General features: G+C 64.8%; 19 protein-coding genes. 8 read left to right on the top strand and 11 right to left on the bottom strand.

Annotated features, from left to right (window positions below):
• Positions 1-78 precede the first annotated feature (78 nt).
• Positions 79-681: a nucleotidyltransferase family protein gene (locus FJ546_RS27940; RefSeq protein WP_140892255.1), complete on the top strand. Its 603-nt coding sequence runs from the start codon at positions 79-81 to the stop codon at positions 679-681.
• 252 nt (positions 682-933) lie between these two features.
• Here FJ546_RS27940 and FJ546_RS27930 read toward each other — a convergent pair whose 3' ends face one another.
• Positions 934-1,929: an aldo/keto reductase gene (locus FJ546_RS27930; protein WP_140892254.1), complete on the bottom strand. Its 996-nt coding sequence runs from the start codon at positions 1,927-1,929 to the stop codon at positions 934-936.
• A 96-nt stretch (positions 1,930-2,025) separates the two neighbouring features.
• Between FJ546_RS27930 and FJ546_RS27925 the strand changes: the two genes are divergently transcribed.
• The 5 genes from FJ546_RS27925 to FJ546_RS27905 all read left to right on the top strand — a co-directional run bounded on the left by FJ546_RS27925 (position 2,026) and on the right by FJ546_RS27905 (position 7,089).
• Positions 2,026-2,916 (top strand): LysR family transcriptional regulator, encoded by an 891-nt coding sequence (locus tag FJ546_RS27925; protein ID WP_140892253.1) that lies wholly within the window; start codon positions 2,026-2,028, stop codon positions 2,914-2,916.
• A 190-nt stretch (positions 2,917-3,106) separates the two neighbouring features.
• Positions 3,107-3,679, top strand: a complete 573-nt coding sequence (locus FJ546_RS27920) for a cytochrome b (RefSeq protein ID WP_140892252.1) — start codon at positions 3,107-3,109, stop codon at positions 3,677-3,679.
• 68 nt (positions 3,680-3,747) lie between these two features.
• Entirely contained in the window at positions 3,748-4,323 is a 576-nt protein-coding gene (locus FJ546_RS27915) for a YceI family protein (RefSeq protein ID WP_140892251.1), read from the top strand.
• 80 nt (positions 4,324-4,403) lie between these two features.
• Entirely contained in the window at positions 4,404-5,390 is a 987-nt protein-coding gene (locus FJ546_RS27910) for a Gfo/Idh/MocA family oxidoreductase (RefSeq protein ID WP_140892250.1), read from the top strand.
• Between the two features lie 40 nt (positions 5,391-5,430).
• Positions 5,431-7,089 (top strand): FAD-binding dehydrogenase, encoded by a 1,659-nt coding sequence (locus tag FJ546_RS27905; RefSeq protein WP_140892249.1) that lies wholly within the window; start codon positions 5,431-5,433, stop codon positions 7,087-7,089.
• Positions 7,090-7,127: 38 nt separating this feature from the next.
• Here FJ546_RS27905 and FJ546_RS27900 read toward each other — a convergent pair whose 3' ends face one another.
• The 7 genes from FJ546_RS27900 to FJ546_RS27870 all read right to left on the bottom strand — a co-directional run bounded on the left by FJ546_RS27900 (position 7,128) and on the right by FJ546_RS27870 (position 14,951).
• Entirely contained in the window at positions 7,128-8,066 is a 939-nt protein-coding gene (locus FJ546_RS27900; RefSeq protein ID WP_140892248.1) for an alpha/beta hydrolase, read from the bottom strand.
• Positions 8,067-8,185: 119 nt separating this feature from the next.
• A complete protein-coding gene (locus FJ546_RS27895) occupies positions 8,186-8,968 on the bottom strand; it encodes a carnitinyl-CoA dehydratase (RefSeq protein ID WP_140892247.1) in 783 nt (260 codons plus the stop codon).
• Positions 8,961-11,039, bottom strand: a complete 2,079-nt coding sequence (locus tag FJ546_RS27890) for an acetate--CoA ligase family protein (protein WP_140892246.1) — start codon at positions 11,037-11,039, stop codon at positions 8,961-8,963. Before FJ546_RS27890 ends, FJ546_RS27895 begins: the two co-directional genes overlap by 8 nt.
• Positions 11,040-11,122: 83 nt before the next feature.
• Positions 11,123-12,286, bottom strand: a complete 1,164-nt coding sequence (locus FJ546_RS27885) for an acyl-CoA dehydrogenase (RefSeq protein ID WP_140892245.1) — start codon at positions 12,284-12,286, stop codon at positions 11,123-11,125.
• Between the two features lie 4 nt (positions 12,287-12,290).
• Entirely contained in the window at positions 12,291-13,385 is a 1,095-nt protein-coding gene (locus FJ546_RS27880) for a carnitine 3-dehydrogenase (RefSeq protein WP_140892244.1), read from the bottom strand.
• On the bottom strand, positions 13,382-14,014 hold the full coding sequence (locus FJ546_RS27875; protein ID WP_140892243.1) for an HD domain-containing protein: 633 nt from the start codon (positions 14,012-14,014) through the stop codon (positions 13,382-13,384). Before FJ546_RS27875 ends, FJ546_RS27880 begins: the two co-directional genes overlap by 4 nt.
• 13 nt (positions 14,015-14,027) lie before the next feature.
• Positions 14,028-14,951, bottom strand: a complete 924-nt coding sequence (locus FJ546_RS27870) for a 3-keto-5-aminohexanoate cleavage protein (RefSeq protein ID WP_140892242.1) — start codon at positions 14,949-14,951, stop codon at positions 14,028-14,030.
• Between the two features lie 136 nt (positions 14,952-15,087).
• Between FJ546_RS27870 and FJ546_RS27865 the strand changes: the two genes are divergently transcribed.
• Entirely contained in the window at positions 15,088-16,068 is a 981-nt protein-coding gene (locus FJ546_RS27865; RefSeq protein WP_140892241.1) for a GlxA family transcriptional regulator, read from the top strand.
• Positions 16,069-16,083: 15 nt separating this feature from the next.
• On the opposite strand, the gene FJ546_RS27860 is transcribed toward FJ546_RS27865, so the two are convergent.
• Together FJ546_RS27860 and xylA are read right to left on the bottom strand one after the other, a co-directional pair.
• On the bottom strand, positions 16,084-16,287 hold the full coding sequence (locus FJ546_RS27860; protein ID WP_140892240.1) for a hypothetical protein: 204 nt from the start codon (positions 16,285-16,287) through the stop codon (positions 16,084-16,086).
• 321 nt (positions 16,288-16,608) lie between these two features.
• Entirely contained in the window at positions 16,609-17,934 is a 1,326-nt protein-coding gene (gene xylA, locus FJ546_RS27855; RefSeq protein WP_140892239.1) for a xylose isomerase, read from the bottom strand.
• A 113-nt stretch (positions 17,935-18,047) separates the two neighbouring features.
• Here xylA and FJ546_RS27850 point away from each other — a divergent pair, with 113 nt between their 5' ends.
• Positions 18,048-18,410 (top strand): nuclear transport factor 2 family protein, encoded by a 363-nt coding sequence (locus FJ546_RS27850; protein ID WP_095771506.1) that lies wholly within the window; start codon positions 18,048-18,050, stop codon positions 18,408-18,410.
• Positions 18,411-18,607: 197 nt separating this feature from the next.
• Here the strand turns inward: FJ546_RS27850 and xylB are convergent, their stop codons facing one another.
• Positions 18,608-20,062: a xylulokinase gene (xylB, locus tag FJ546_RS27845; protein ID WP_140892238.1), complete on the bottom strand. Its 1,455-nt coding sequence runs from the start codon at positions 20,060-20,062 to the stop codon at positions 18,608-18,610.
• Positions 20,063-20,091 lie beyond the last annotated feature (29 nt).

Raw genomic sequence — 20,091 nt, 5'->3', positions numbered from 1 at the left:
GTGTATGGCTGTTTTCCGTCCGGAATTGCGCTGGAACCACGGCTTGCAGGCAGATGGCGAATCGTCCTCCAAAGGGCGATGGACCATCTGCGCTATTCCGGGCTGCCGTTCGAGGCACAGCGAAAGGCATTCCTCGACATCGTCTTGAGGGACCCGCTCGTCCATGAGGCGCTGGCGCGCGCCCGTACGCTTGAGCTGCCGGACTGGCTGGTGGTTTCAGGTGCGCTTTACAATACAGTCTGGAACCATCTGACCGGCAAGCCGTCGGGTTACGGCATCAAGGATGTCGACCTGTTTTATTTTGACGACAGCGACCTGTCCTATGAGGCCGAGGACGCTGTCATCCGCCGGGCGGCGCGGCATTTCGAGGGGCTGGCGATGCCGGTCGAGGTGCGCAACCAAGCGCGGGTGCATCTGTGGTATCCGCAGAAATTCGGGCAGCCCTGCCCGCGCTATACGAGCGCGAACGAATCCGTCAGCCATTTCGCTTCCAAGACGCATGCGGTTGGGGTGCGCTACGATGCCGGCGGGCAGCTTGATCTGGTGGCGCCATTCGGGCTCGACGACATTTTTTCGTTCCGCATCGTGCCGAACCGGGTGATGGACAACCAGCGAACGCATGAGGCGAAGGGCACGCGGGCGCGGGAGTGCTGGCCGGAGATATCGGTTGTGCCTTGGTGAGCGGACACAATTTTGAACGTTGGCGCGAGGCACCCCCCTCTGTCCTGCCGGACATCTCCCCCTCAAGGGGGGAGATTGATCGCTTCGCCGCCTCGCTCATCTTGTTAGCGGTTGGCGATTGGCGAAAGCGGAGGAGAGCTGATCTCCCCTCTTGAGGGGGAGATGTCCGGCAGGACAGAGGGGGGTGCCTCGCGCCGACCTCTCAACAAAAAGAGGCGCCCGAAGCCCCTCTTTCCGTCTCCTGCTGCGCACTTACCCATTCACCAGCGCCAGCAACTCCTCGGTGTAGCGCTTGCCGACCACCTTATCCGGCGACAGCGCATCGCCGATCGCCGCCACCTCGGCTGCGCTCAGTTCAATCCCGGCCGCCGCCGTGTTCTGCTCCAGGTGGCGGATTTTTCGTGCACCTGGGATCGGTACGATGAAATCGCCCTGATGCAGCACCCAGGCCAGCGCCAGCTGCGCCGAAGTCACGCCCTTTTCCGCCGCCATCCTTTCCAGCGTGGCGATAACCTTGGCATTGGCTTGCATGGCCTCGGCCTGGAAGCGCGGCAAGGTCCGGCGCCAGTCGCCATCGTCAAGCGTTTCGGGCCTGGCGATCTTGCCCGTCAAAAGACCACGGCCGAGCGGGCTGTAAGGAACGAAGCCGATGCCGAGTTCGCGGCAAACGGCGAAGACCTCCTCTTCCGGGTCGCGGCTCCACAGCGAATATTCGCTCTGCACGGCAGCGATCGGATGCACGGCATGCGCCCGGCGGATGGTCGCCGCACTTGCCTCCGACAGGCCGAGCGCGCGCACCTTGCCCTCGCGCACCAGCTCGGCCATGGCGCCGACCGTATCCTCGATCGGCACGTTGGGGTCGACGCGGTGCTGGTAATAGAGGTCGATGACATCGGTACCCAACCGCTTCAGCGAGGCCTCGGCCACCGCCTTGACGTGCTCGGGGCGGCTGTCGACGCCGGCCATGCGGTCGAGGCCGATGCCTTCCTCCAGAATCTTGAAGCCGAATTTGGTGGCGATCGTCACTTTGTTCCGCACCGACTTCAGCGCCTTGCCGAGCAGGATCTCGTTCTCGTAAGGGCCATAGACTTCCGCGGTGTCGAAGAAATTGACGCCGATCTCGACGGCGCGGTGCAGCGTGGCGATCGCCTCTGCCTCCGGCTGGCCGCCATAGGCGAAGCTCATGCCCATGCAGCCGAGGCCGACGGGATAGACGTTCAGTTCAGTTCCTAGCTTGCGGGTTTGCATCACGCGTCTCCTTGTTGTGATGCAGCAGAAATAGCGCCTTGCGTTGTGTTCGATAATCGGCTCTCATTTGCACGGGCTGTTCCAATAGATAGATCAATGAACCGAGCACATCTCTCACAACTGGCCGTGCTGGCGACCGTTGCCCAATGCGGCAGTTTTCGCGGCGCGGCCAGGGAATTGGCCATCGCGCCGTCGGCGGTCAGCCATGCGGTGTCAAGCCTTGAGGCGCGGCTCGGCGTGCGGCTGCTGGCGCGCAGCACCCGCAGCGTCGCGCCGACGGAAGAAGGCGCGCAGTTGCTGGAGCGGTTGCGCCCGGCCCTATCGGAAATCGACCTGGCGCTGGAGACGGCGATTGAGGCGCGCGACCGGCCAGCCGGGAATCTGCGGCTCAGCGTGCCGCGCACGGCAGCGCATCTGGTGCTGACACCACGGCTCGGCGCCTTTGCCGCGGCCTATCCCGATATCGTGCTGGAGATCGCCATCGAGGACCGCTTCACCGATGTGGTGGAAGGCGGTTTCGATGCCGGCGTGCGGCTTGGCGAGAGCCTGCAGCGCGACATGATCGCGGTGCGTATCGGGCCGGACATTCGCGGCGCTGTGGTCGGCGCGCCATCCTATTTCGCGGCCATGCCGAGACCGCATCATCCGCGCGACCTTGCCGATCATCGCTGCATCCGCTTCCGCTTCTCCAGCGGCGTTCTCTATCGCTGGGAATTCGCGAAGGGCGGCGAGGAAATCGAGATCGCCGCGCAAGGGCCGCTGATCCTCGACGAGGATCATCTGATCGCGCAAGCGGCGATCGGCGGCACAGGCCTCGCCTTCGTCTTCGAAGACTATGTCCGCGCGCCGCTGGCCGACGGCAGGCTGATCCGCGTGCTGGAGGATTGGTGCCCGCCCTTCGACGGGTTCTTCGTCTATTACCCCAGCCGCCGGCAGATGCGCCCGGCGCTCAGGGCATTTGTGGATTTCTTCAAGGTGAGTGGGTAGGGAACGCCCCTCACCTCCCCTTTGTGGGGACGGTCGGCTCGCAGTCGCAGCGAGGCGGAGATTGCGAGCCGGGGTGGAGGTAGCGCCTACGAGGCCCCCCACCCCGATCCGCTTTGCGGATCGACCCTCCCCACAAGGGGGAGGGTGAGGGACGCCGGAAGAAAGCCGACCCGGCATTCGTTCACTCGCCATGCAGACTTCTATCACAAACACGCCAACCCGCTATGGCTGGGCGACGATCCTCCTTCACTGGCTGATCGGCATCATCTTCATCGGGCAGTTCGCCCTCGGCTTCGTCATGGTGCGGCTGACCAGCCAGCGCACCGCTTTCGAGCTGATCCAGCTGCACAAATCCCTGGGCTTTCTGCTGCTTGGCCTCATCATCCTGCGCATCGCGTGGCGGCTCGGCAACGCGACGCCGCCTTTGCCCGCTTCGGTCGGCGCGCTGGAGCGGCGAACGGCGCCGCTCGCGCATCTGGCGCTCTATGCCTTCCAGATCGCCTTGCCCTTGTCCGGCTGGGCGCTGGTTTCCGTGTCGACGCTGGAAATCCCGACCATGCCGTTCAACCTGTTCGTGATGCCCAATCTGCCGCTCGCCGAATCCGATGCCGCCGAAAGTTTCTGGGCGGCCGCGCACTGGTATCTCGCCTATGCGGGCATCGCGCTGGTCGCGCTACATGTCGCGGCCGCCCTGCGCCACCACTTCGTGCTGCGTGACAGCGTGCTCACGCGCATGATCACGCCTTCGTCAGAAGGGGAATAGAGCGGGGACCTCGTGCGTTTGTGAGGTGAGGACGCCAAACGCGTTGCCTCCAGGAAAGGAACAATCCCATGCATGCGCGCATCCTTGGATTCGCGGCTTTTGCCGCATGCCTTGCCGTGCCCGCAGCCGCGGCGGTGGCATTGAGCGACGCCGCCGGCAGCTACACGGTCAGCCCGGCAGGCTCCAGCATCCGTTTCACCATAGGCAAGGCCGGCGGCGGCGGCTTCGACGGCGCCTTCGCCCGCTTCAAGGGCACGATCCGCATCGACAATGGCGATGTCGGGCGCTCGAAGGTCGATCTTACCATCTATCCGGAAAGCGTCGGCACCGGCCAGAGCCGCATCGATGCCTTCCTGCGCTCCGACGCGGTGTTCGATGCGGCCAACAGCCCGGAGATCCAGTTCCGCTCGACCAGTGTGACCCGCACCGGCGATACGTCAGCCCTTGTCACCGGCAGGCTGACGGCGCGCGGCAAGACGTTTGCGGAAAAGTTCACCGCCGAACTCGACGGGTTGAAGGGCGGCACAATCAAATTCCATGTCATCGGCAAGGTGCTGCGGTCGCGCTACGGCATGGATGTCGGCACGCCGCTCTATTCCAACGTCGTCAACTTCGACATGACGCTGACGGGGAAGCGGGGCTGAGCCAAGGACAGCCTCGGTCATTGGCTTTTCCGTCGATTTCGGGCAAACCTCGCCTGATGTAACCGACATGGAGAAGCGTGATGTTCCGATGGGGTGTATTGTCGACGGCCAAGATCGGCCGCGAGCAGTTGTTGCCGGCAATCGTCGAGGCGGAGAACGGCGTGCTGTCGGCGATCGCCAGCCGCGACCTGTCGAAAGCCAAGGCCTTGGCCGAGCGGTTCGGCGCGCGCCATGCGTTCGGATCGTACGAGGAATTGCTGGCCTCCAAGGATATTGACGGCGTCTACATCCCGCTGCCGACCTCGCAGCATTTCGAATGGACGGCGAAGGCGATCGAGGCGGGAAAACATGTGCTGGTCGAGAAGCCGCTTGCGCTCGACGCCAAGGATATCCCGCCGCTGATCAAGCTGCGCGATGCCAAGAAGGTGCTGGTCTGCGAAGCCTTCATGGTCATCTACCATCCGCAATGGATCAAGGTGCGCGATCTCGTCGCCAGCGGCGCCATCGGCCGGCTGCGCCATGTGCAGGGCGCGTTCTCCTACTACAATGTCGACCCCAACAACATGCGCAACCAGCTCGACCTCGGCGGCGGCGCATTGCCCGACATCGGCGTCTACCCGACCGTGTCGACGCGCTTCTCGACCGGCAAGGAGCCTAGCCGCGTGCAGGCGACGATCGAGCGCGACAAGAAATTCGGCACCGACATCTACTCCTCGATCCGCGCCGATTTCGGCGATTTCGAACTGTCCTTCTATTTGTCGACGCAGATGGCCGCGCGTCAGGTGATGGTGTTCCACGGCGAGAAGGGTTTCATCGAGGTCTTTTCGCCCTTCAATGCCGGGCTCTACGATCATCACCGCGTCGAACTGCACAACCAGAACCACACCGAGGCGCAGGTGTTCCGCTTTCCCGGCACGCAGCAGTACCGGCTGGAGGTCGAGACTTTCGCGCGCGCTGCACAGGGCGGCAAGGAGCGTGTCTTCACGCTGGAGGAATCCGTGCTCAACCAGAAGGTCATCGACGCCATCTTCCGCGCCGGCGGCAAGGATGGCTGGGAGGCTGTCTAGGTCTTTGCAATAAAGTAGTCGGCTAATTCTGGGAGGAAAAATGGCTGACGACGCGGACGTGATCATTGTCGGCGCCGGCCTTGCCGGGCTGGTTGCCGCCGCCGAGCTTGCCGAGGCAGGCAAGAGGATCATAATCGTCGACCAGGAGCCGGAGCAGTCGCTGGGTGGCCAGGCATTCTGGTCGTTCGGCGGGCTTTTCCTCGTCGATTCCCCCGAGCAGCGGCGCATGCGCATCCGCGATTCGCATGATCTGGCGCTCGAGGACTGGATGGGCACCGCCGCTTTCGACCGGCCGGAGGATTTCTGGCCGCGCAGATGGGCGGAAGCCTATGTCGGCTTCGCCGCCGGCGAGAAACGCTCCTGGCTGCTGCAGCGCGGCCTGAAATTCTTTCCCGTGGTCGGCTGGGCCGAGCGCGGCGGCGGCAATGCCGTCGGCCATGGCAATTCGGTGCCGCGCTTCCACATCACCTGGGGCACCGGCCCAGGCGTGATCGAGCCGTTCGTGCAGCGCGTGCGCGAGGCGCAAAAGCGCGGATTGATCAGCTTCAAGTTCCGCCACCGGGTCAACGAATTGACGCGGACGGGCGCCGTCGTGACCGGTGTGCGCGGCGATGTCCTCGAACCCAGCACCGTCGAGCGCGGCCACAAGAGCTCGCGCGACATATCGGGCGATTTCGAGCTGCATGCGCAAGCGGTGATCGTCGCTTCCGGCGGCATCGGCGGCAATCACCAACTGGTGCGGGAAAACTGGCCCAGGCGACTGGGCACGGCGCCCAAGCGCATGATCACCGGCGTGCCCGACCATGTCGACGGCCGCATGCTGGCCATCACGGAACAGGCCGGCGGTTCGATCATCAACCGCGACCGCATGTGGCACTATGTCGAGGGCATCAGGAACTGGGCGCCGATCTGGACCGAACACGCGATCCGCATCTTGCCGGGCCCGTCGTCGCTCTGGCTCGATGCCAGGGGAAAACGCCTGCCGGTACCGCTCTATCCCGGCTTCGACACGCTGGGCACGCTCAGCCACATCATGAGCACCGGCTTCGACTATTCCTGGTTCATCCTGACCAGGAAGATCATCCAGAAGGAGTTCGCGCTGTCGGGTTCCGAACAGAACCCGGACCTGACCGGCAAGAGCTGGCGCCAGGTGCTCGGCCGCGCGACATCAGGCATTCCGGGTCCGGTGAAGGCCTTCATGGAGAAGGGCGAGGATTTCATCGTCGAGGCCGACCTTTCGAAGCTGGTGGCGCGCATGAACGCGCTGGCCGGCGGCGAGCCGCTGCTCGAGCTCGCGCAGGTGGAACGCGAGATCGGCGCCCGCGATCGCCAACTCGACAATCCGTTCTCCAAGGACATGCAGATCACCGCGCTGCGCGGCGCCCGCGCCTATCTCGGCGACAAGCTCATCCGCACGGCCAAGCCGCACAAGATGCTCGATCCGGCAAACGGCCCGCTGATCGCGGTGCGCCTCAACATCCTGACCCGCAAGACGCTGGGCGGCCTGCAGACCGATCTCGACAGCCGCGTGCTGGGCGCGGATGGCCAGCCGGTCGCCGGGCTCTATGCGGTGGGCGAAGCCGCCGGCTTCGGCGGCGGCGGCGTGCACGGCTATGCCGCGCTGGAAGGCACGTTCCTCGGCGGCTGCATCTTCTCCGGCCGCAGCGCCGGCCGGGCGGCGGGACGCTCGGTGGCGTGAACGACGTCACCGTGGCCCGTCGTGAGACGGGAAACCGCTCACCGGAGCCAGGCGCCTCGTCCAAGAGCCGCGACCGCGTCGACAATCCGCGTGAAACTTTCACGGGCGCGACCGACCGTGTGGCGAGCCCTGAGATAGCCGTGCACCAGACCCGGTTCCTCGAACCAGGTGGCTCTCCCGCCCGCCGCGATGATGCGGTCACGATAGGCCTCGCCGTCCGAAGACAGCGGGTCACACTGCGCGGTGATCAGCACGGTCGTCGGCAGTTTGGCGAAGTCGGTATCGGCAAGCGGCGCCAGCGTCGCATCGCCGCTGCGGTCCTGCCCGCCGGTGCGGATGTGCTTGTAGAATTCGAGATCGCGCATGGTCAGCATCGGCGCTTCGGCGTGTATGACATAGGAGCCCTTCGAGCGGTCGCCGCCAAGGCCGGGATAGATCAGCACCTGGCCCGCCGGCCGTTTCACATGGCCGCGCGTGGCGTGGCTGACGGCAGCGCAGAGATTGCCGCCGGCGCTGTCGCCGCAAAGCAGGATGGGTCGGTCGCCGGTGGAGGCGGCCCATGCCAAGGCGCTCATCGCGTCGTCAAAGGCGGCCGGATGCAGATGCTCCGGTGCCAGCCGGTAATCGACGGAGACAGTTTCGTAGCCGGTGCGGGCGCAGAGCTCGGCGCAGACGTCGTCATGGCTGTCCAGCCCGCCAAGAATGAAGCCGCCGCCATGGATGTAGAGCACTGTCGCCGCCGGTTGCGGGGCGCTTCGGTAGATGCGGATCGGTATATCGTGCGTGGGCGTTGCAATGGCCGAGGTTTCAGCCGTCACGCCCTGGGGATAGCCGGCAAAGAATTCCCGGCACATACGGTCATAGATCTCGCGCTGCTGCGCGATCGTGTAGTCGATCGTATCGGGCGGATAATAGGAATTGGTCCGCTCGATGAAGGCCCAGGTCTCGGCGTCGATGAGGGTCTTGTAGTCGGCCATGGAACTCCTTTACCTCCTCCTTGATGGGGAGGTCGCCGCGGAGCGGCGGGCGGGGGTGGCGGCGCTTCACCCCATCCCGGACCTTCGGTCCGACCCTCCCCATCAAGGGGAGGGTAAAATCACTTCCCTTTCCACACCGGATCGCGCTTTTCGGCGAAGGCGCGGAACCCTTCCATATTGTCCTCGGAGCCGTAGAGCGCGTCGACCGTCGCCAACTGCCGGCGCGTCACCTTGTTCATGGCGTCCTGGAAGGTCAGCGCCTCGGCCACCCGCGCGGTCTCCTTGATCGCGGCGAACACCAGCGGCGGGCCACTGGCGAGCAGGCGGGCGACCTCCCAGACGCGGTCCTCGAGCTTTTCCTTGGGCAGCACTTCGTTGACCAGGCCCCAGCGATGCGCTTCGGCGACATCCATCCAGCGGCCGGTGAACAGGAGATCCATGGCGACATGGTAGGGGATGCGTTTCGGCAGCTTGATCGTCGCCGCGTCGGCCAACGTGCCGGCGCGGATTTCGGGCAGCGCGAAGGAGGAGTGGTCGGAGGCGTAGATGAGATCGCAGGACAGCGCGAGTTCGAAGCCGCCACCCACCGCCATGCCGTTGACGCAAGCAATGACCGGCTTGTTCAAGTCGCGCAATTCCTGCAGGCCGGCGAAGCCGCCAACGCCATAGTCGCCGTCGACCGCGTCGCCGCCGGCGGCCGCCTTCAGGTCCCAGCCGGCGCAGAAGAACTTGTCGCCGGATGTCTTGACGATGGCGACGCGCAATTCCGGATCGTCGCGGAACGCCTTGAAAGTTTGCCCCATCAGCCGCGAGGTCTTCAGGTCGATGGCGTTGGCCTTGGGCCGGTCGAGGGTGACCTCGAGGATCGAGCCTTCGCGGCGGGTCGAAATGACGTCAGACATTCTTGTTCTCTCCCAGCACCAGCAGCGCGTCGGCGATCCAGGCACCCTTGCCTTCGACGCAGACGATCAGGGGGTTGATGTCGAGTTCCTCAATCTCGCCGGCATTCTTCTGCACGAAGCCGGCAATGCCCGCGATGGCGTCGATGGCGGCTGCGACGTCGGCCTTCGGTCGGCCGCGATAGCCTTCGAGCAGCGGGAACAGCTTCAGGCCGCGCAAAGCCGCCTCGATGTCGTCGCGGGTCGCCGGCAGCATCAAGGTGACGCTGTCGCGCAGCAGTTCGACCAGCACGCCGCCAGTGCCCAGCGTCATGACAGCGCCGAACATCGGATCCCTGGTGAAGCCGACGATCAGTTCGGCGACGCCGTCGCGCACCATGCGCTCGACATAGAGGCCGGTGCCGAGCGGCAGCAGATCATGCGCCGCCGTGCTGACGGATTCGGCGTCCTTGAGGTTGAGCCTGACGGCGCCGACCTCGGATTTGTGGGTGACGCCCAGCGCCTTCAGGGCGACGGGAAAGCCGAGCGCCATCGAGGAAATCACCGCCTCGACCGCATTGCCGGCGCGCTCGCCCTTGGGCACGGGAAGCCCGGCGTTGATCAGCCGCGCCTTGGCCTCGGCCTCGTCGGGCGTGACATGCGCGCCGCCGGCGGCGCCGGCAGCGGATGTGTCGACCGGCTGCGCCTGGGGTTCGGCCCATGCCCAGCCGATGAAGGCGGCTGCGCCTGCGGCATCCATGGCTTCGGAAATGCCGAACAGCGGCACCATGCCGCGCGCCATCAGCTCCGCGGTGTATTCCTCCGGCAGGTTCTCCGGCAGCGAGGAGACGATCGCGCCATGCGCCCTGTTGGTCTTCAGCGCCGATTCGAAGGCGCGCAACGTCGCCCACCAGTCGGTGACCGAGCAACGGTCCGGGCGCGGAAAGTCGAGCACCAGCATGTTCAAGTCGAAGCCGCCCGACACCATGGCGGTGAAGGTGGCCGTCATCGCCGGTTCGTTGTTCCAGATGAAGGTGTGGTAGTCGAGCGGGTTGGCGACCGCGACCAGCGGCCCGAGCGTCGACTTGACATGGGCACGGTGTTTTTCCGTCAGAACCGGGAAATTGACCCAGCGGCCCTCGGCGCTGTCGGCCATGACGGAGGCTTCGCCGCCAGAACAGCTCATCGACGACAGGCGATAGCCCGGGAGCGGGCCAGTGATGTGCAGCAGCTTCAGTGCCTCGATGAAGGCGGGAATGGAATCGACGCGCGCAATGCCGAGCCGCCTCAGGAAAGCGCCTGACGCCGCGTCCGAGCCGGCCAATGACGCGGTGTGCGAGACGGTGGCCTGCCGCGCCTGTTCGGAGCGACCGACCTTCATGGCGATGATCGGCTTCTTCAGCTCGCGTGCCCGCGCAGCCAACCGTTCGAAGCCCGCTACCGAATCGAAGGCCTCGATGTGCAGGCCGAGCGATGTCACCCGCTCATCCTCGATCAGGCCGAGCGCCATTTCGGAGAGGCCGGTCTGCGCCTGGTTGCCGGCGGTCATCAGGAAGGCGATCGGCAGGCCGCGCTTCTGCATCGTCATGTTGATGGCGATGTTGGAGGATTGGGTGATGATGGCGACGCCCTTGCCGCCCTCCTCCAGCCGGATGCCGCCATGCTGATCGGGCCACAAAAGCGCGCCATCGGCATAGTTGATCAGGCCGTAGCAATTCGGCCCGATGATCGGCATCTCGCCGGCGGCCGCGACCAATTCGGCCTGCAGCCGCTCGCCGTCATCGTCATAGGCTTCGGTCTCGAGGAAGCCGGCGGCAAAGCAGACGGCGCCGCCGGCGCCGCGTTCGGCCAGCGCCTTGACGACCTCAATGGTCAGATGCCGGTTGACGCCGATAAAGGCGGCATCCGGCGCGTCGGGCAGATCGGCGACCGAACGATAGGCCTTGCGTCCGGCAACCTCGTCCTTGGTCGGGTGCACAGGCCAGATTTCGCCGGCAAAACCCATCTTGATCGATTGTGCGACAACAGCGGCGGCCTGCACGCCACCGAAGACGGCGATCGATTTCGGGCGCAGGAGACGTTCGAGTTTATGCATGGTCATCTTTTCGTTTGAGCATCCCAGGACAAACGATCTCGTTTGCCCGACAAAACCGAATCTCGGCTTTGGGCGATCATGCTCTAAGCACCGAACGGACGCAGCAGCGCCCGCGAAATAATATGTCGCTGAATCTCCGACGTGCCCTCCCAGATGCGTTCGACGCGGGCGTCGCGCCAGATGCGCTCCAGCGGCAGGTCGTCCATCAGCCCCATGCCGCCATGGATCTGGATGGCCTCGTCGGCAACGTATGCCAGCATTTCGGTGGCCTTCAGCTTGGCCATGGCCATGTCCTGGTCGGTGACGGTGCCCTGATCGTACTTCCAGCCGGCTTCGAAGACCATGAGGTCGGCGGCCTTCAACTCGGTCGCCATGTCGGCGAGCTTGAACGACACGCCCTGGAACTTGCCGATCTGCTGGCCGAATTGCTGGCGCTGCGCGGCATATTCCACCGCATGGCCGAGCGCCCGCTCGGCGCGGCCGAGGCAGGTGGCGCCGACCTGCAGGCGGGTGGCGCCAAGCCAGGAATTGGCGACGTCGAAGCCCTTGTGCACTTCGCCGAGAACCTGGCTGGCCGGCAGCCGGCAATCGTCGAATTCGAGGATGGCGTTGGTGTAGCCGCGGTGCGAGACGTTGCGGTAGCCATCGCGCACCGTGAAACCCTTGGTGCCCTTGTCGACAAAGAAGGCGGTGATCTTCTTGCGCTTGCCACGCGGCGAATCCTCTTCGCCGGACGCCATGAAGACGATGGCGAAATCGGCGAGATCGGCGTGGCTGATGAAATGCTTGGTGCCGTTGAGCACCCAGTCGTCGCCGTCCTGCACGGCTGACGCCTTCATGCCGCGCAGGTCGGAGCCGGCGCCCGGCTCGGTCATCGCCAGGCAGTCCCATTTCTCGCCGCGGATGCAAGGAAACAGATATTTTTCGCGCTGCTCGGGCGTGCCGGCCAGGAGGATGTTGGAAGGCCGCGCCACGCAGGTCCAGTGCAGCGCGTAATTGGCGCGGCCGAGTTCCTTTTCGTAGAGCAGCCAGGTCACCGTATCGAGCCCTGCGCCGCCGACATCCGCCGGCATGTTGGCGGCATAGAGCCCGGCCTCGATCGCCTTGGCCTTGAGTTCCTCGATCAGCTCGCGGCGCAGCACACCGGTGCGCTCGACCTCTCGCTCATGCGGGTAAAGCTCATTCTCGACGAAGGCGCGCGTCGTCTCGACGATGAGTTTCTGCTCTTCCGAAAGACCGAAATCCATCGTCTCAGCCCTTCTTCTTTTTCTTCGGCTTTTCCGCCTTCTTCACCGGCCTGGAGGCCTTGGCCCTTTCGGCGGCCTTGGAAGCCGCCGGCTTCTTCGCCGCCAGCTTGGCCAACTGCCTGGTGTAATCCTTGTGCAAGGCGCCGGCGCCCCAGCCCTTGCCCTTGTTCTGCTTCGACAGCGCATCCATGATCGCGACCAGATTGTCGTCGCGGATCTTTTCCAGTTCGCGGATCGACAGGCCATGCGCCTGGTCGTCCGACTGGGTGGCGATCAGGTCGACCAGTTCGTCGTTGAATTCCGGCACGTCCATCAGCTTGGTCCACGGCCATTTCAGGCATGGCCCGAACTGCGCCATGAAGTGGCGCATGCCGGCCTCGCCGCCGGCGACGCGATAGACCTGGAACATGCCCATCTGCGCCCAGCGCAGGCCGAAGCCGTAGCGCATGATGTCGTCGAGTTCCTCGACGGTGCAGATGCCGTCCTTGATCAGCCACAGCGCCTCGCGCCATGCCGCCTCAAGCAGGCGGTCGCCGACGAAGGCCTCGATCTCCTTGCGGATGACGACAGGCTTCATGCCGATCGAGGCATAGATCTCCTTGGCGACTTCGATCGCCTCGGGGAAGGTCTGCTCGCCGCCGACGATTTCGACCAGCGGCAGGAGATAGACCGGGTTGAACGGATGGCCGACGACCAGCCGCTCCGGGTGCTTCTTCATCGCCACCTGCATGTCGGTCGGCTTGATGCCGGAGGTCGAGGAGCCAACAATGGCGTTGGCCGGCGCATGGGCGTCGATCTCGGCCAGCACCTTGTGCTTGAGGTCGAGCCGCTCCGGCACGCTTTCCTGGATGAAATCGGCGTCCGCGACCGCCTCGGCGATGGTCTTGGCGAAGCTGAGCTTGCCCTCTTTCGGCAAGCCGCCGGGCACCATCTGCTTGTAGGCGCGGCGCGCGCCCTTCATCACTTCCGAGACCTTGCGCGAAGCTTCCGGATCGGGATCGAAGATCGACACGTCGATGCCGTTGAGCAGCAGCCGCGCCACCCAGCCGGCGCCGATGACACCGCCGCCAATGGCGGCCGCCTTGTTGATGATGCTCATGCGCAAGCTCCGGTTCTTGTCCTGGCTGTTTCGGGATCAATGAGAAGCACGCGCTCGCCGGCGCGGATCACGGATGCGTCGTAGGCCTTGCGGGCGAAGACCTCGAGCACGAAGGTCCGGAAGAACTCGATCGGCAGCGTCTCGTAATCGGGATCGAAGCTCGACTGGTCCCAGCGCTCGCAGAACTGGTCGCAATCGTCGAAATAGGCGTGGCCGGCAAAGCGGTCGCGCGCATGGCGGTTGCCGCCGAGATGATGGGCGTAATAGAGCCGCTGGAAGTCGCCGTGTTTCTCGACGACCCAGGTACATTGCTCGCGCACGAAGGGCTTCAGGATCGAAGCGGCGTATTCGTCGTGATTGTAGGGCGCGTAGATGTCGCCAATGTCATGCAGCAGCGCACAGGCGATCCAGTCGGTGTCGGCGCCGTCGCGCCAGGCGCGCGTCGCCGCCTGCAACGAATGGCCGAGCCGGGTGATCTTGTAGCCGGACAGACCCTCGTCGAGCTGGACCAGCGCGTCGAGCAGCCGCTCGCCGGTCTTGGCGGCATAGTCGGTCTCATGGGCGGTCAGGAACTCGTAGTCTTGCCTGTCGCCATCCTTCATCGCGGTGAATTTGACGGTAGTAGCCATCGCCAGCCCCCGCCTATGCCGCGGCTGCGATCGGCGCGCGCTTGGTCAGGTTGAGCTTCTTGCGCACTTCCTCCGGGCCGAGGATCCTGGCGCCGAGATTGGCGACGATGCTGGCAGCGCGCTCGACGAGCTGCGCATTGGTGGCCAGCACGCCCTTGTCGAGCCAGAGATTGTCCTCCAGACCGACGCGGACGTTGCCGCCGGCGATCACGGCCGCCGCGGCATAGGCCATCTGGTTGCGGCCGATGGAAAAGGCCGACCAGTTCCAGGTCGACGGCACGTTGTTGACCATGGCCATGAAGGTGTTGAGATCGTCCGGCGCGCCCCACGGCACGCCCATGCAGAGCTGCACCAGCGCGTCGGGGTTGAGCACTTTTTCCTCGACCAGCTGCTTGGCGAACCAGAGATGGCCGGTGTCGAAAGCCTCGATCTCGGGCTTGACGCCGAGCGCCGTCATCATGCCGCCCATGGCGCGCAGCATGCCGGGCGTGTTGGTCATGACATAGTCGGCTTCGGCGAAGTTCATGGTGCCGCAGTCAAGCGTGCAGATTTCCGGCAGGCAGTGGCGCACATGCTCCATGCGGTTGGTGGCGCCGCCCATGTCGGTGCCTTTTTCGTTGAGCGGCAGCGGCGCTTCCGGCGAGCCGAACACCATGTCGCCACCCATGCCGGCGGTGAGGTTCAGCACGACGTCGACGTTGGCATCGCGGATACGCTCGGTCACTTCGCGGTAGAGATGCACATCGCGTCGCGGCTTGCCGGTCTCGGGGTCGCGGACATGGCAGTGGACGATGGCCGCGCCGGCCTTGGCCGCGTCGATGGCCGAATCGGCGATCTGCTTGGGCGAACGCGGCACATGCGGAGAGCGATCCTGCGAGCCGCCGGATCCGGTCACGGCACAGGTAATGAAGACCTCACGGTTCATCGCAAGCGGCATGGAATTCTCCTCCCAATTCGAACAGCCATGCATGTCGCCCAAAAGTGGGAACCGGTTTTGGGACAACGACATGCACAGGGACCCGCATAACATTGCGCGACTTGCAGGCGGCTGCTTTGCGCTTTACGAAGGCTGCATGACAAAAAACGAAAAAGCGACAATCTTTCGCGCCGAGCAGGCGCCGCTCAAGGTGACGTTGCTCGTGTTTTCCGGGGCATCCATCATGTGCGTGGCGTGCGCCGTCGATCCGCTGCGGGCCGCCAACCGCATCGCCGGCGAAATCCTGTTCGACTTCAAGCTGGTTTCGGTAACCGGGGAGGCGCCGGTCACGACATGCGGCCTGCCCGTGGCGGTCAGCGGCCGATTCGATGCGACGGAACCGACCGATGTCCTGGTCGTGGTCGCGGGCTTCGGTACGCAGAACTATGCGACGTCGGCCTTGCTCGCCGGGTTGCGCCGCGCGGCGCGGTCGGCCCGCGCCTGCGGCGGCGTCGAGGCGGGCACATGGCTGGTGGCGCGCGCCGGCCTGCTGGAAGGGCGCAGCGCCACCACCCATTGGGAGGACATGGAGGATTTTTCGTCCGCCTTTCCGGGCGTCGACGTGCGCCCCGACCGATACATCATCGATGGGCCCGTCTTCACCACGGGCGGCGCGTCGCCGACCCTGGACCTGATGCTGCACCTGATCCGCACCCGGCTCGGCATGGCCGTGGCGCTCGATGTGGCAAGCGCGTTCATCTACGATCAGGCGCGCGTGGCGACCGATGCGCAGCCGCTGGTCTCGCTCGGCCGGCTCGATGGCTACGATCCGCGCCTGGCGCAGGCCATCCGGCTGATGGAAGCGCATGTCGACCGGCCGCTGACCATAGAAGCCATCGCCAAGCGCGCCGGCGTGACGGCGCGGACCCTGGAGAGCATCTTTCGCAAGTCGATCGGCGAGACGCCGGGCGCCTATTATCTGAGGCTGCGGCTGGGGGCCGCGCGCCGACTGGTGGTCGACACGCGCGTGGCCATGGCGGATGTTGCCGGGCGGACGGGATTCTCGTCCGCCGCGGCATTTTCCAGAGCGTTTTCAAGAGCGTTTGGCGAGGCCCCCGTGAGGTTGCGCCGGGGCTAAGTCAGTTCAGGGGAATCAGGCGGCGTTTTGCCTGTCGCTGCCGGCATCGATCTGCGAGCGCATCTGTCTCACCAGCCGGATTTCAAAGCGGTTGCTGACGGCGCGATCCCATTCGTTTTTAACGTCGTCGGTCGGCCGCGGCAGCGCCATCAGCCGGTCGATGATCGATCCGGTCTCACCGGATGAGAGCAGGGCGTCGATTTCGCGTTCATGCTGCATATCGGTTCGCCTCCTTCCTTTTCACCCGCCACAGGTCCCTTTTATACGAGATACGTGACGGCAGTTTGAAGGCAAGAGCGAGGTCATTGAGGGGCGGCGCGGGCAAAACCTTTTGGCATTGCGGCGCAGTGCTACAAGGCCGGCGCAGCCCTCAGCGCGGTGTTCCGGCGACAGGCTCGTCCCCACGCGTCCACGGCCACCGCCGATCGCCGGCGAGGTGGTCCAACGCCTCGCCGAGCTCTATCATGCTTACGTGGTTCCACCCCGCGCGGAATGCAATTTTCAGCTCTGCGGCGCCCGAATCGGGCACCGCAAGACACCTCAGACGTAGCGGTTGACGATGTTTTCCAGCAATTCCTGACGGCCGGAGCGCGGCTGCGGTTCGATCTTCTTCTTGACCACGCGCTCGGCGATGTCCTCCAGCGTGCGCTTGCCCGACAGCATTGCCTTGCCTTCTGCCGTGTTCCAGCCGGCATAGCGCTCGGCCAGCGGCGCCGACAGCGCCTTGTCCTCGACCATGCGGGCCGCGGCCTTGAGGCCGCGCGCACAAGAATCCATGCCGCCGATATGGCCGATCAGCAGGTCCTGCGGGTCGAGCGACTGACGGCGCAGCTTGGCGTCGAAATTGGTGCCGCCGGTCTTGAAGCCACCGGCCTGCAGGACCTGGTAGTAGGCCAGCGCCATTTCCGGCACGTTGTTGGGGAACTGGTCGGTGTCCCAGCCCGACTGATAGTCGTTGCGGTTCATGTCGATCGAACCGAAGACGCCGAGCGCATTGGCGAGCGCCAGTTCGTGCTCGAAGGAGTGGCCGGCGAGGATGGCGTGGCCCTGCTCGATGTTGAGCTTGACCTCCTTCTCCAGGCCGAAGCGCTTGAGGAAGCCGTAAACGGTTGCGACGTCATAGTCGTACTGATGCTTTGTCGGCTCCTGCGGCTTCGGCTCGATCAGGATGGTGCCCTTGAAGCCGATCTTGTGCTTGTAGTCGACGACGAGGCTGAGGAAGCGGCCGGCCTGTTCCTGTTCGCGGGCAAGGTCGGTGTTGAGCAGCGTTTCATAGCCTTCGCGTCCGCCCCACAGCACATAGTTCTCACCCTTCAGCCGCTTGGTGACGTCGATGCAGCTTTTCACCGTTGCCGCCGCATAGGCAAAGACATCCGGATCGGGATTGGTGGCGGCGCCCGACATGAAGCGGCGATGCGAAAACAGGTTCGCCGTGCCCCAGAGCAGCTTGACCCCGGTCTGCTTCATCTTGCCGGCGAAATAGTCCGCGATCTCGTCGAGGCGGGCGGCACTTTCTGAAAAGTCCTTGCCCTCGGGGCGGACATCGGCGTCGTGGAAGCAGAAATAGGGTGCGCCGAGCAGCGAGAACATCTCGAAGGCGACATCGGCCTTGAGCTTCGCCAGTTCCATCGTGTCGATGCCGCCGGCCTTGGGCAACCAGGGGCGGTCGAAGGTCTGGCCGCCGAACGGGTCGCCACCCGGCCAGGCAAAGGAGTGCCAGTAGGCGACGGCGAAGCGCAGATGGTCTTCCAGCCGCTTGCCGGCCACCACCTCGTCAGGATTGTAGAAGCGGTAGGCCAGCGGATTGGTCGAATCCGGCCCCTCATATTTGATCTTCTGGATGTCGCCGAAAAATCCGCTGCTCATGATTTCTGTCCTCTCTCGAATAGTTCGCCCTGATTACCTCAGGCGTAATTGGTTTCGGTCCCAGGCTGGTCGAAAAGGCTGATGTCAAAGCCATTAAACAAAGGAGACAGACCATGACCGACCTCAACAAGATCGCCGAAGGCTACATCACCGCCTGGAACGAAAGCGATGCCGGCCGTCGCGCCGAATTGCTGAAGGCCACCTTCACCGAAGACGTCAGCTATCGCGATCCGGTCATGCAGGGCGACGGCCATGACGGTGTCGCGGCGCTCATCGACGGCGTGCAGCAACGCTTTGCCGGCTTCCGCTTCTCGCTGAAGGGCACGCCGGACGGCTTCGCCGACAAGATCCGCTTTTCCTGGAACCTCGGGCCTGAAGGCGTTCCTTCGGTGATCGAAGGCACCGACATCGGCGTCATCGAGAACGGCCGCCTGAAGAGCATCACCGGTTTTCTGGACAAAGTGCCGGCGCAGTGAGCCTAGCTGAGTAAGGGAGGTGCCAGGCACCCCCCTCTGCCCTGCCGGGCATCTCCCCCTCAAGGGGGGAGATTGGCTGTCACCATCGTCTCCGCCAGTCGCCGAGGCTGACAGATAGCTTCCTTCAAAGGAACTGCTGATCTCCCCCCTTGAGGGGGAGATGTCCGGCAGGACAGAGGGGGGTGCCTGGCGCCGACTCACGCGGTTACGGCCCTGATTGCCGGATAGAGCGCCCGGTAGCGGTGGTAGGCGTCCGCATAGGCGCCGCCGAGCTTGGCATCCGGTTCGATCGTGGCATCCGTCCTTGGGGCGGAGCAGACGACCAGCGGATCGGCACCCGTCGCCGCGATCAGACCGAGCCTGGCAGCACCGAAGGCGGCGCCGAAATCGCCGTCGGCGGGAATGTCCACCGGCACCTGCAGCGCGGTGGCGATCGATTTCAGCCAGTAGCGCGAGCGTGAGCCGCCGCCGATCGCCGTCACTCGCGTCAATGTGGTGCCGGCTGTCTCCAGGGCTTCGAGACTATCACGGAAGGCGAAGGCGACGCCCTCGAGCACCGCCTGCGTCAGCACTGCGCGGCTCGATTCATGCGCCAGCCCGGTGAAGGAACCGCGGATGGCGGAATCATTGTGCGGCGTGCGCTCGCCAGAGAGGTAGGGCAGGAAGGATACACCGGTCGGCGCCTTCAGTGCGTCGCCGAGTTCGGCGGTCAGTTCGCCCGCACCCTTTCCAGTGATCTCCGACAGCCAGTTGAGCGAATCGGTCGCCGATAGGATCACGCCCATCTGGTGCCAGGTGTCGGGCAGCGCATGGCAGAAGGTGTGGACAGCACTTGCCGGGTTGGGCAGATAGGACGCGTTGGCGGCAAACAGCACGCCCGACGTACCGAGAGAGACAAAGGCATGGCCAGCGCCGACCGTGCCCATGCCGCAGGCCGAGGCTGCATTGTCGCCGGCGCCACCGGCAATCGGGATGCCGGCCTCGACGCCCCATTTCGACGCCAATTCAGCGCGCAAACCGCCGGCCTTCTCGGTGCCCTCGACCAGCGACGGCATCTGCTTGTCGTCGAGCGACGTTGCCGCCAGCAATTCGGGCGACCAGCGGCGCTCCCCGACATCAAGCCAGGACGTGCCGGCGGAGTCGGACATTTCGGAAATGTGCTCGCCGGTCAGCCAAAGCCGCAGGAAATCCTTCGGCAGCAGCACCTTCGCTACTTTGGCGAAGATGGCGGGTTCGTTGTTCTTCATCCAGGCGAGCTTGGGCGCGGTGAAGCCGGGGAAAACGATGTTGCCGGTGAGCTTGCGGAAGCGCGGATCGGCGTCGAGCGCCGCCGCCTCGACATGGCTGCGCGTGTCGTTCCACAGGATGCAGGGGCGCAGCACTTTGTCAGCTGAATCGAGCAAGGTCGCCCCGTGCATCTGGCCGGACAGGCCGATGCCTTTCACCGCCGCGAATTGCCTGGGATGCGAGGCTCTGAGTTCGGCGATCGCGTCTTCGCAGGCGCGTACCCAGTGGGACGGATCCTGTTCGGACCAGCCGGGACGCGGCCGCGAAACGTCAAGCGAGCCATGGCCCGAGCCGACGACGGTCTGTCCGGCATCGATCAGCAGCGCCTTGACGCCCGACGTGCCCAGGTCGAGGCCGAGATACATGTCATCCTCCCATGCCAATTATTTTTTTC

The sequence above is a fragment of the Mesorhizobium sp. B2-4-19 genome (assembly GCF_006441315.1).
GTDB lineage: Bacteria > Pseudomonadota > Alphaproteobacteria > Rhizobiales > Rhizobiaceae > Mesorhizobium.
The sequence above is the reverse complement of the archived record's forward strand: the minus strand, read 5'-3'. Positions and strand labels throughout refer to the sequence as shown.

Coding starts and splice junctions, on each gene's coding strand:
- FJ546_RS27910 (WP_140892250.1), top strand. CDS start 4,404: ATGTTCCGATGGGGTGTATTGTCGACGGCCAAGATCGGCCGCGAGCAG.
- FJ546_RS27915 (WP_140892251.1), top strand. CDS start 3,748: ATGCATGCGCGCATCCTTGGATTCGCGGCTTTTGCCGCATGCCTTGCC.
- FJ546_RS27880 (WP_140892244.1), bottom strand. CDS start 13,385: ATGAGCATCATCAACAAGGCGGCCGCCATTGGCGGCGGTGTCATCGGC.
- FJ546_RS27940 (WP_140892255.1), top strand. CDS start 79: ATGGACCATCTGCGCTATTCCGGGCTGCCGTTCGAGGCACAGCGAAAG.
- FJ546_RS27895 (WP_140892247.1), bottom strand. CDS start 8,968: ATGTCTGACGTCATTTCGACCCGCCGCGAAGGCTCGATCCTCGAGGTC.
- FJ546_RS27885 (WP_140892245.1), bottom strand. CDS start 12,286: ATGGATTTCGGTCTTTCGGAAGAGCAGAAACTCATCGTCGAGACGACG.
- FJ546_RS27930 (WP_140892254.1), bottom strand. CDS start 1,929: ATGCAAACCCGCAAGCTAGGAACTGAACTGAACGTCTATCCCGTCGGC.
- FJ546_RS27865 (WP_140892241.1), top strand. CDS start 15,088: ATGACAAAAAACGAAAAAGCGACAATCTTTCGCGCCGAGCAGGCGCCG.
- FJ546_RS27925 (WP_140892253.1), top strand. CDS start 2,026: ATGAACCGAGCACATCTCTCACAACTGGCCGTGCTGGCGACCGTTGCC.
- FJ546_RS27900 (WP_140892248.1), bottom strand. CDS start 8,066: ATGGCCGACTACAAGACCCTCATCGACGCCGAGACCTGGGCCTTCATC.
- FJ546_RS27850 (WP_095771506.1), top strand. CDS start 18,048: ATGACCGACCTCAACAAGATCGCCGAAGGCTACATCACCGCCTGGAAC.
- xylB (WP_140892238.1), bottom strand. CDS start 20,062: ATGTATCTCGGCCTCGACCTGGGCACGTCGGGCGTCAAGGCGCTGCTG.
- FJ546_RS27875 (WP_140892243.1), bottom strand. CDS start 14,014: ATGGCTACTACCGTCAAATTCACCGCGATGAAGGATGGCGACAGGCAA.
- FJ546_RS27860 (WP_140892240.1), bottom strand. CDS start 16,287: ATGCAGCATGAACGCGAAATCGACGCCCTGCTCTCATCCGGTGAGACC.
- FJ546_RS27870 (WP_140892242.1), bottom strand. CDS start 14,951: ATGCCGCTTGCGATGAACCGTGAGGTCTTCATTACCTGTGCCGTGACC.
- FJ546_RS27905 (WP_140892249.1), top strand. CDS start 5,431: ATGGCTGACGACGCGGACGTGATCATTGTCGGCGCCGGCCTTGCCGGG.
- FJ546_RS27890 (WP_140892246.1), bottom strand. CDS start 11,039: ATGCATAAACTCGAACGTCTCCTGCGCCCGAAATCGATCGCCGTCTTC.
- FJ546_RS27920 (WP_140892252.1), top strand. CDS start 3,107: ATGCAGACTTCTATCACAAACACGCCAACCCGCTATGGCTGGGCGACG.
- xylA (WP_140892239.1), bottom strand. CDS start 17,934: ATGAGCAGCGGATTTTTCGGCGACATCCAGAAGATCAAATATGAGGGG.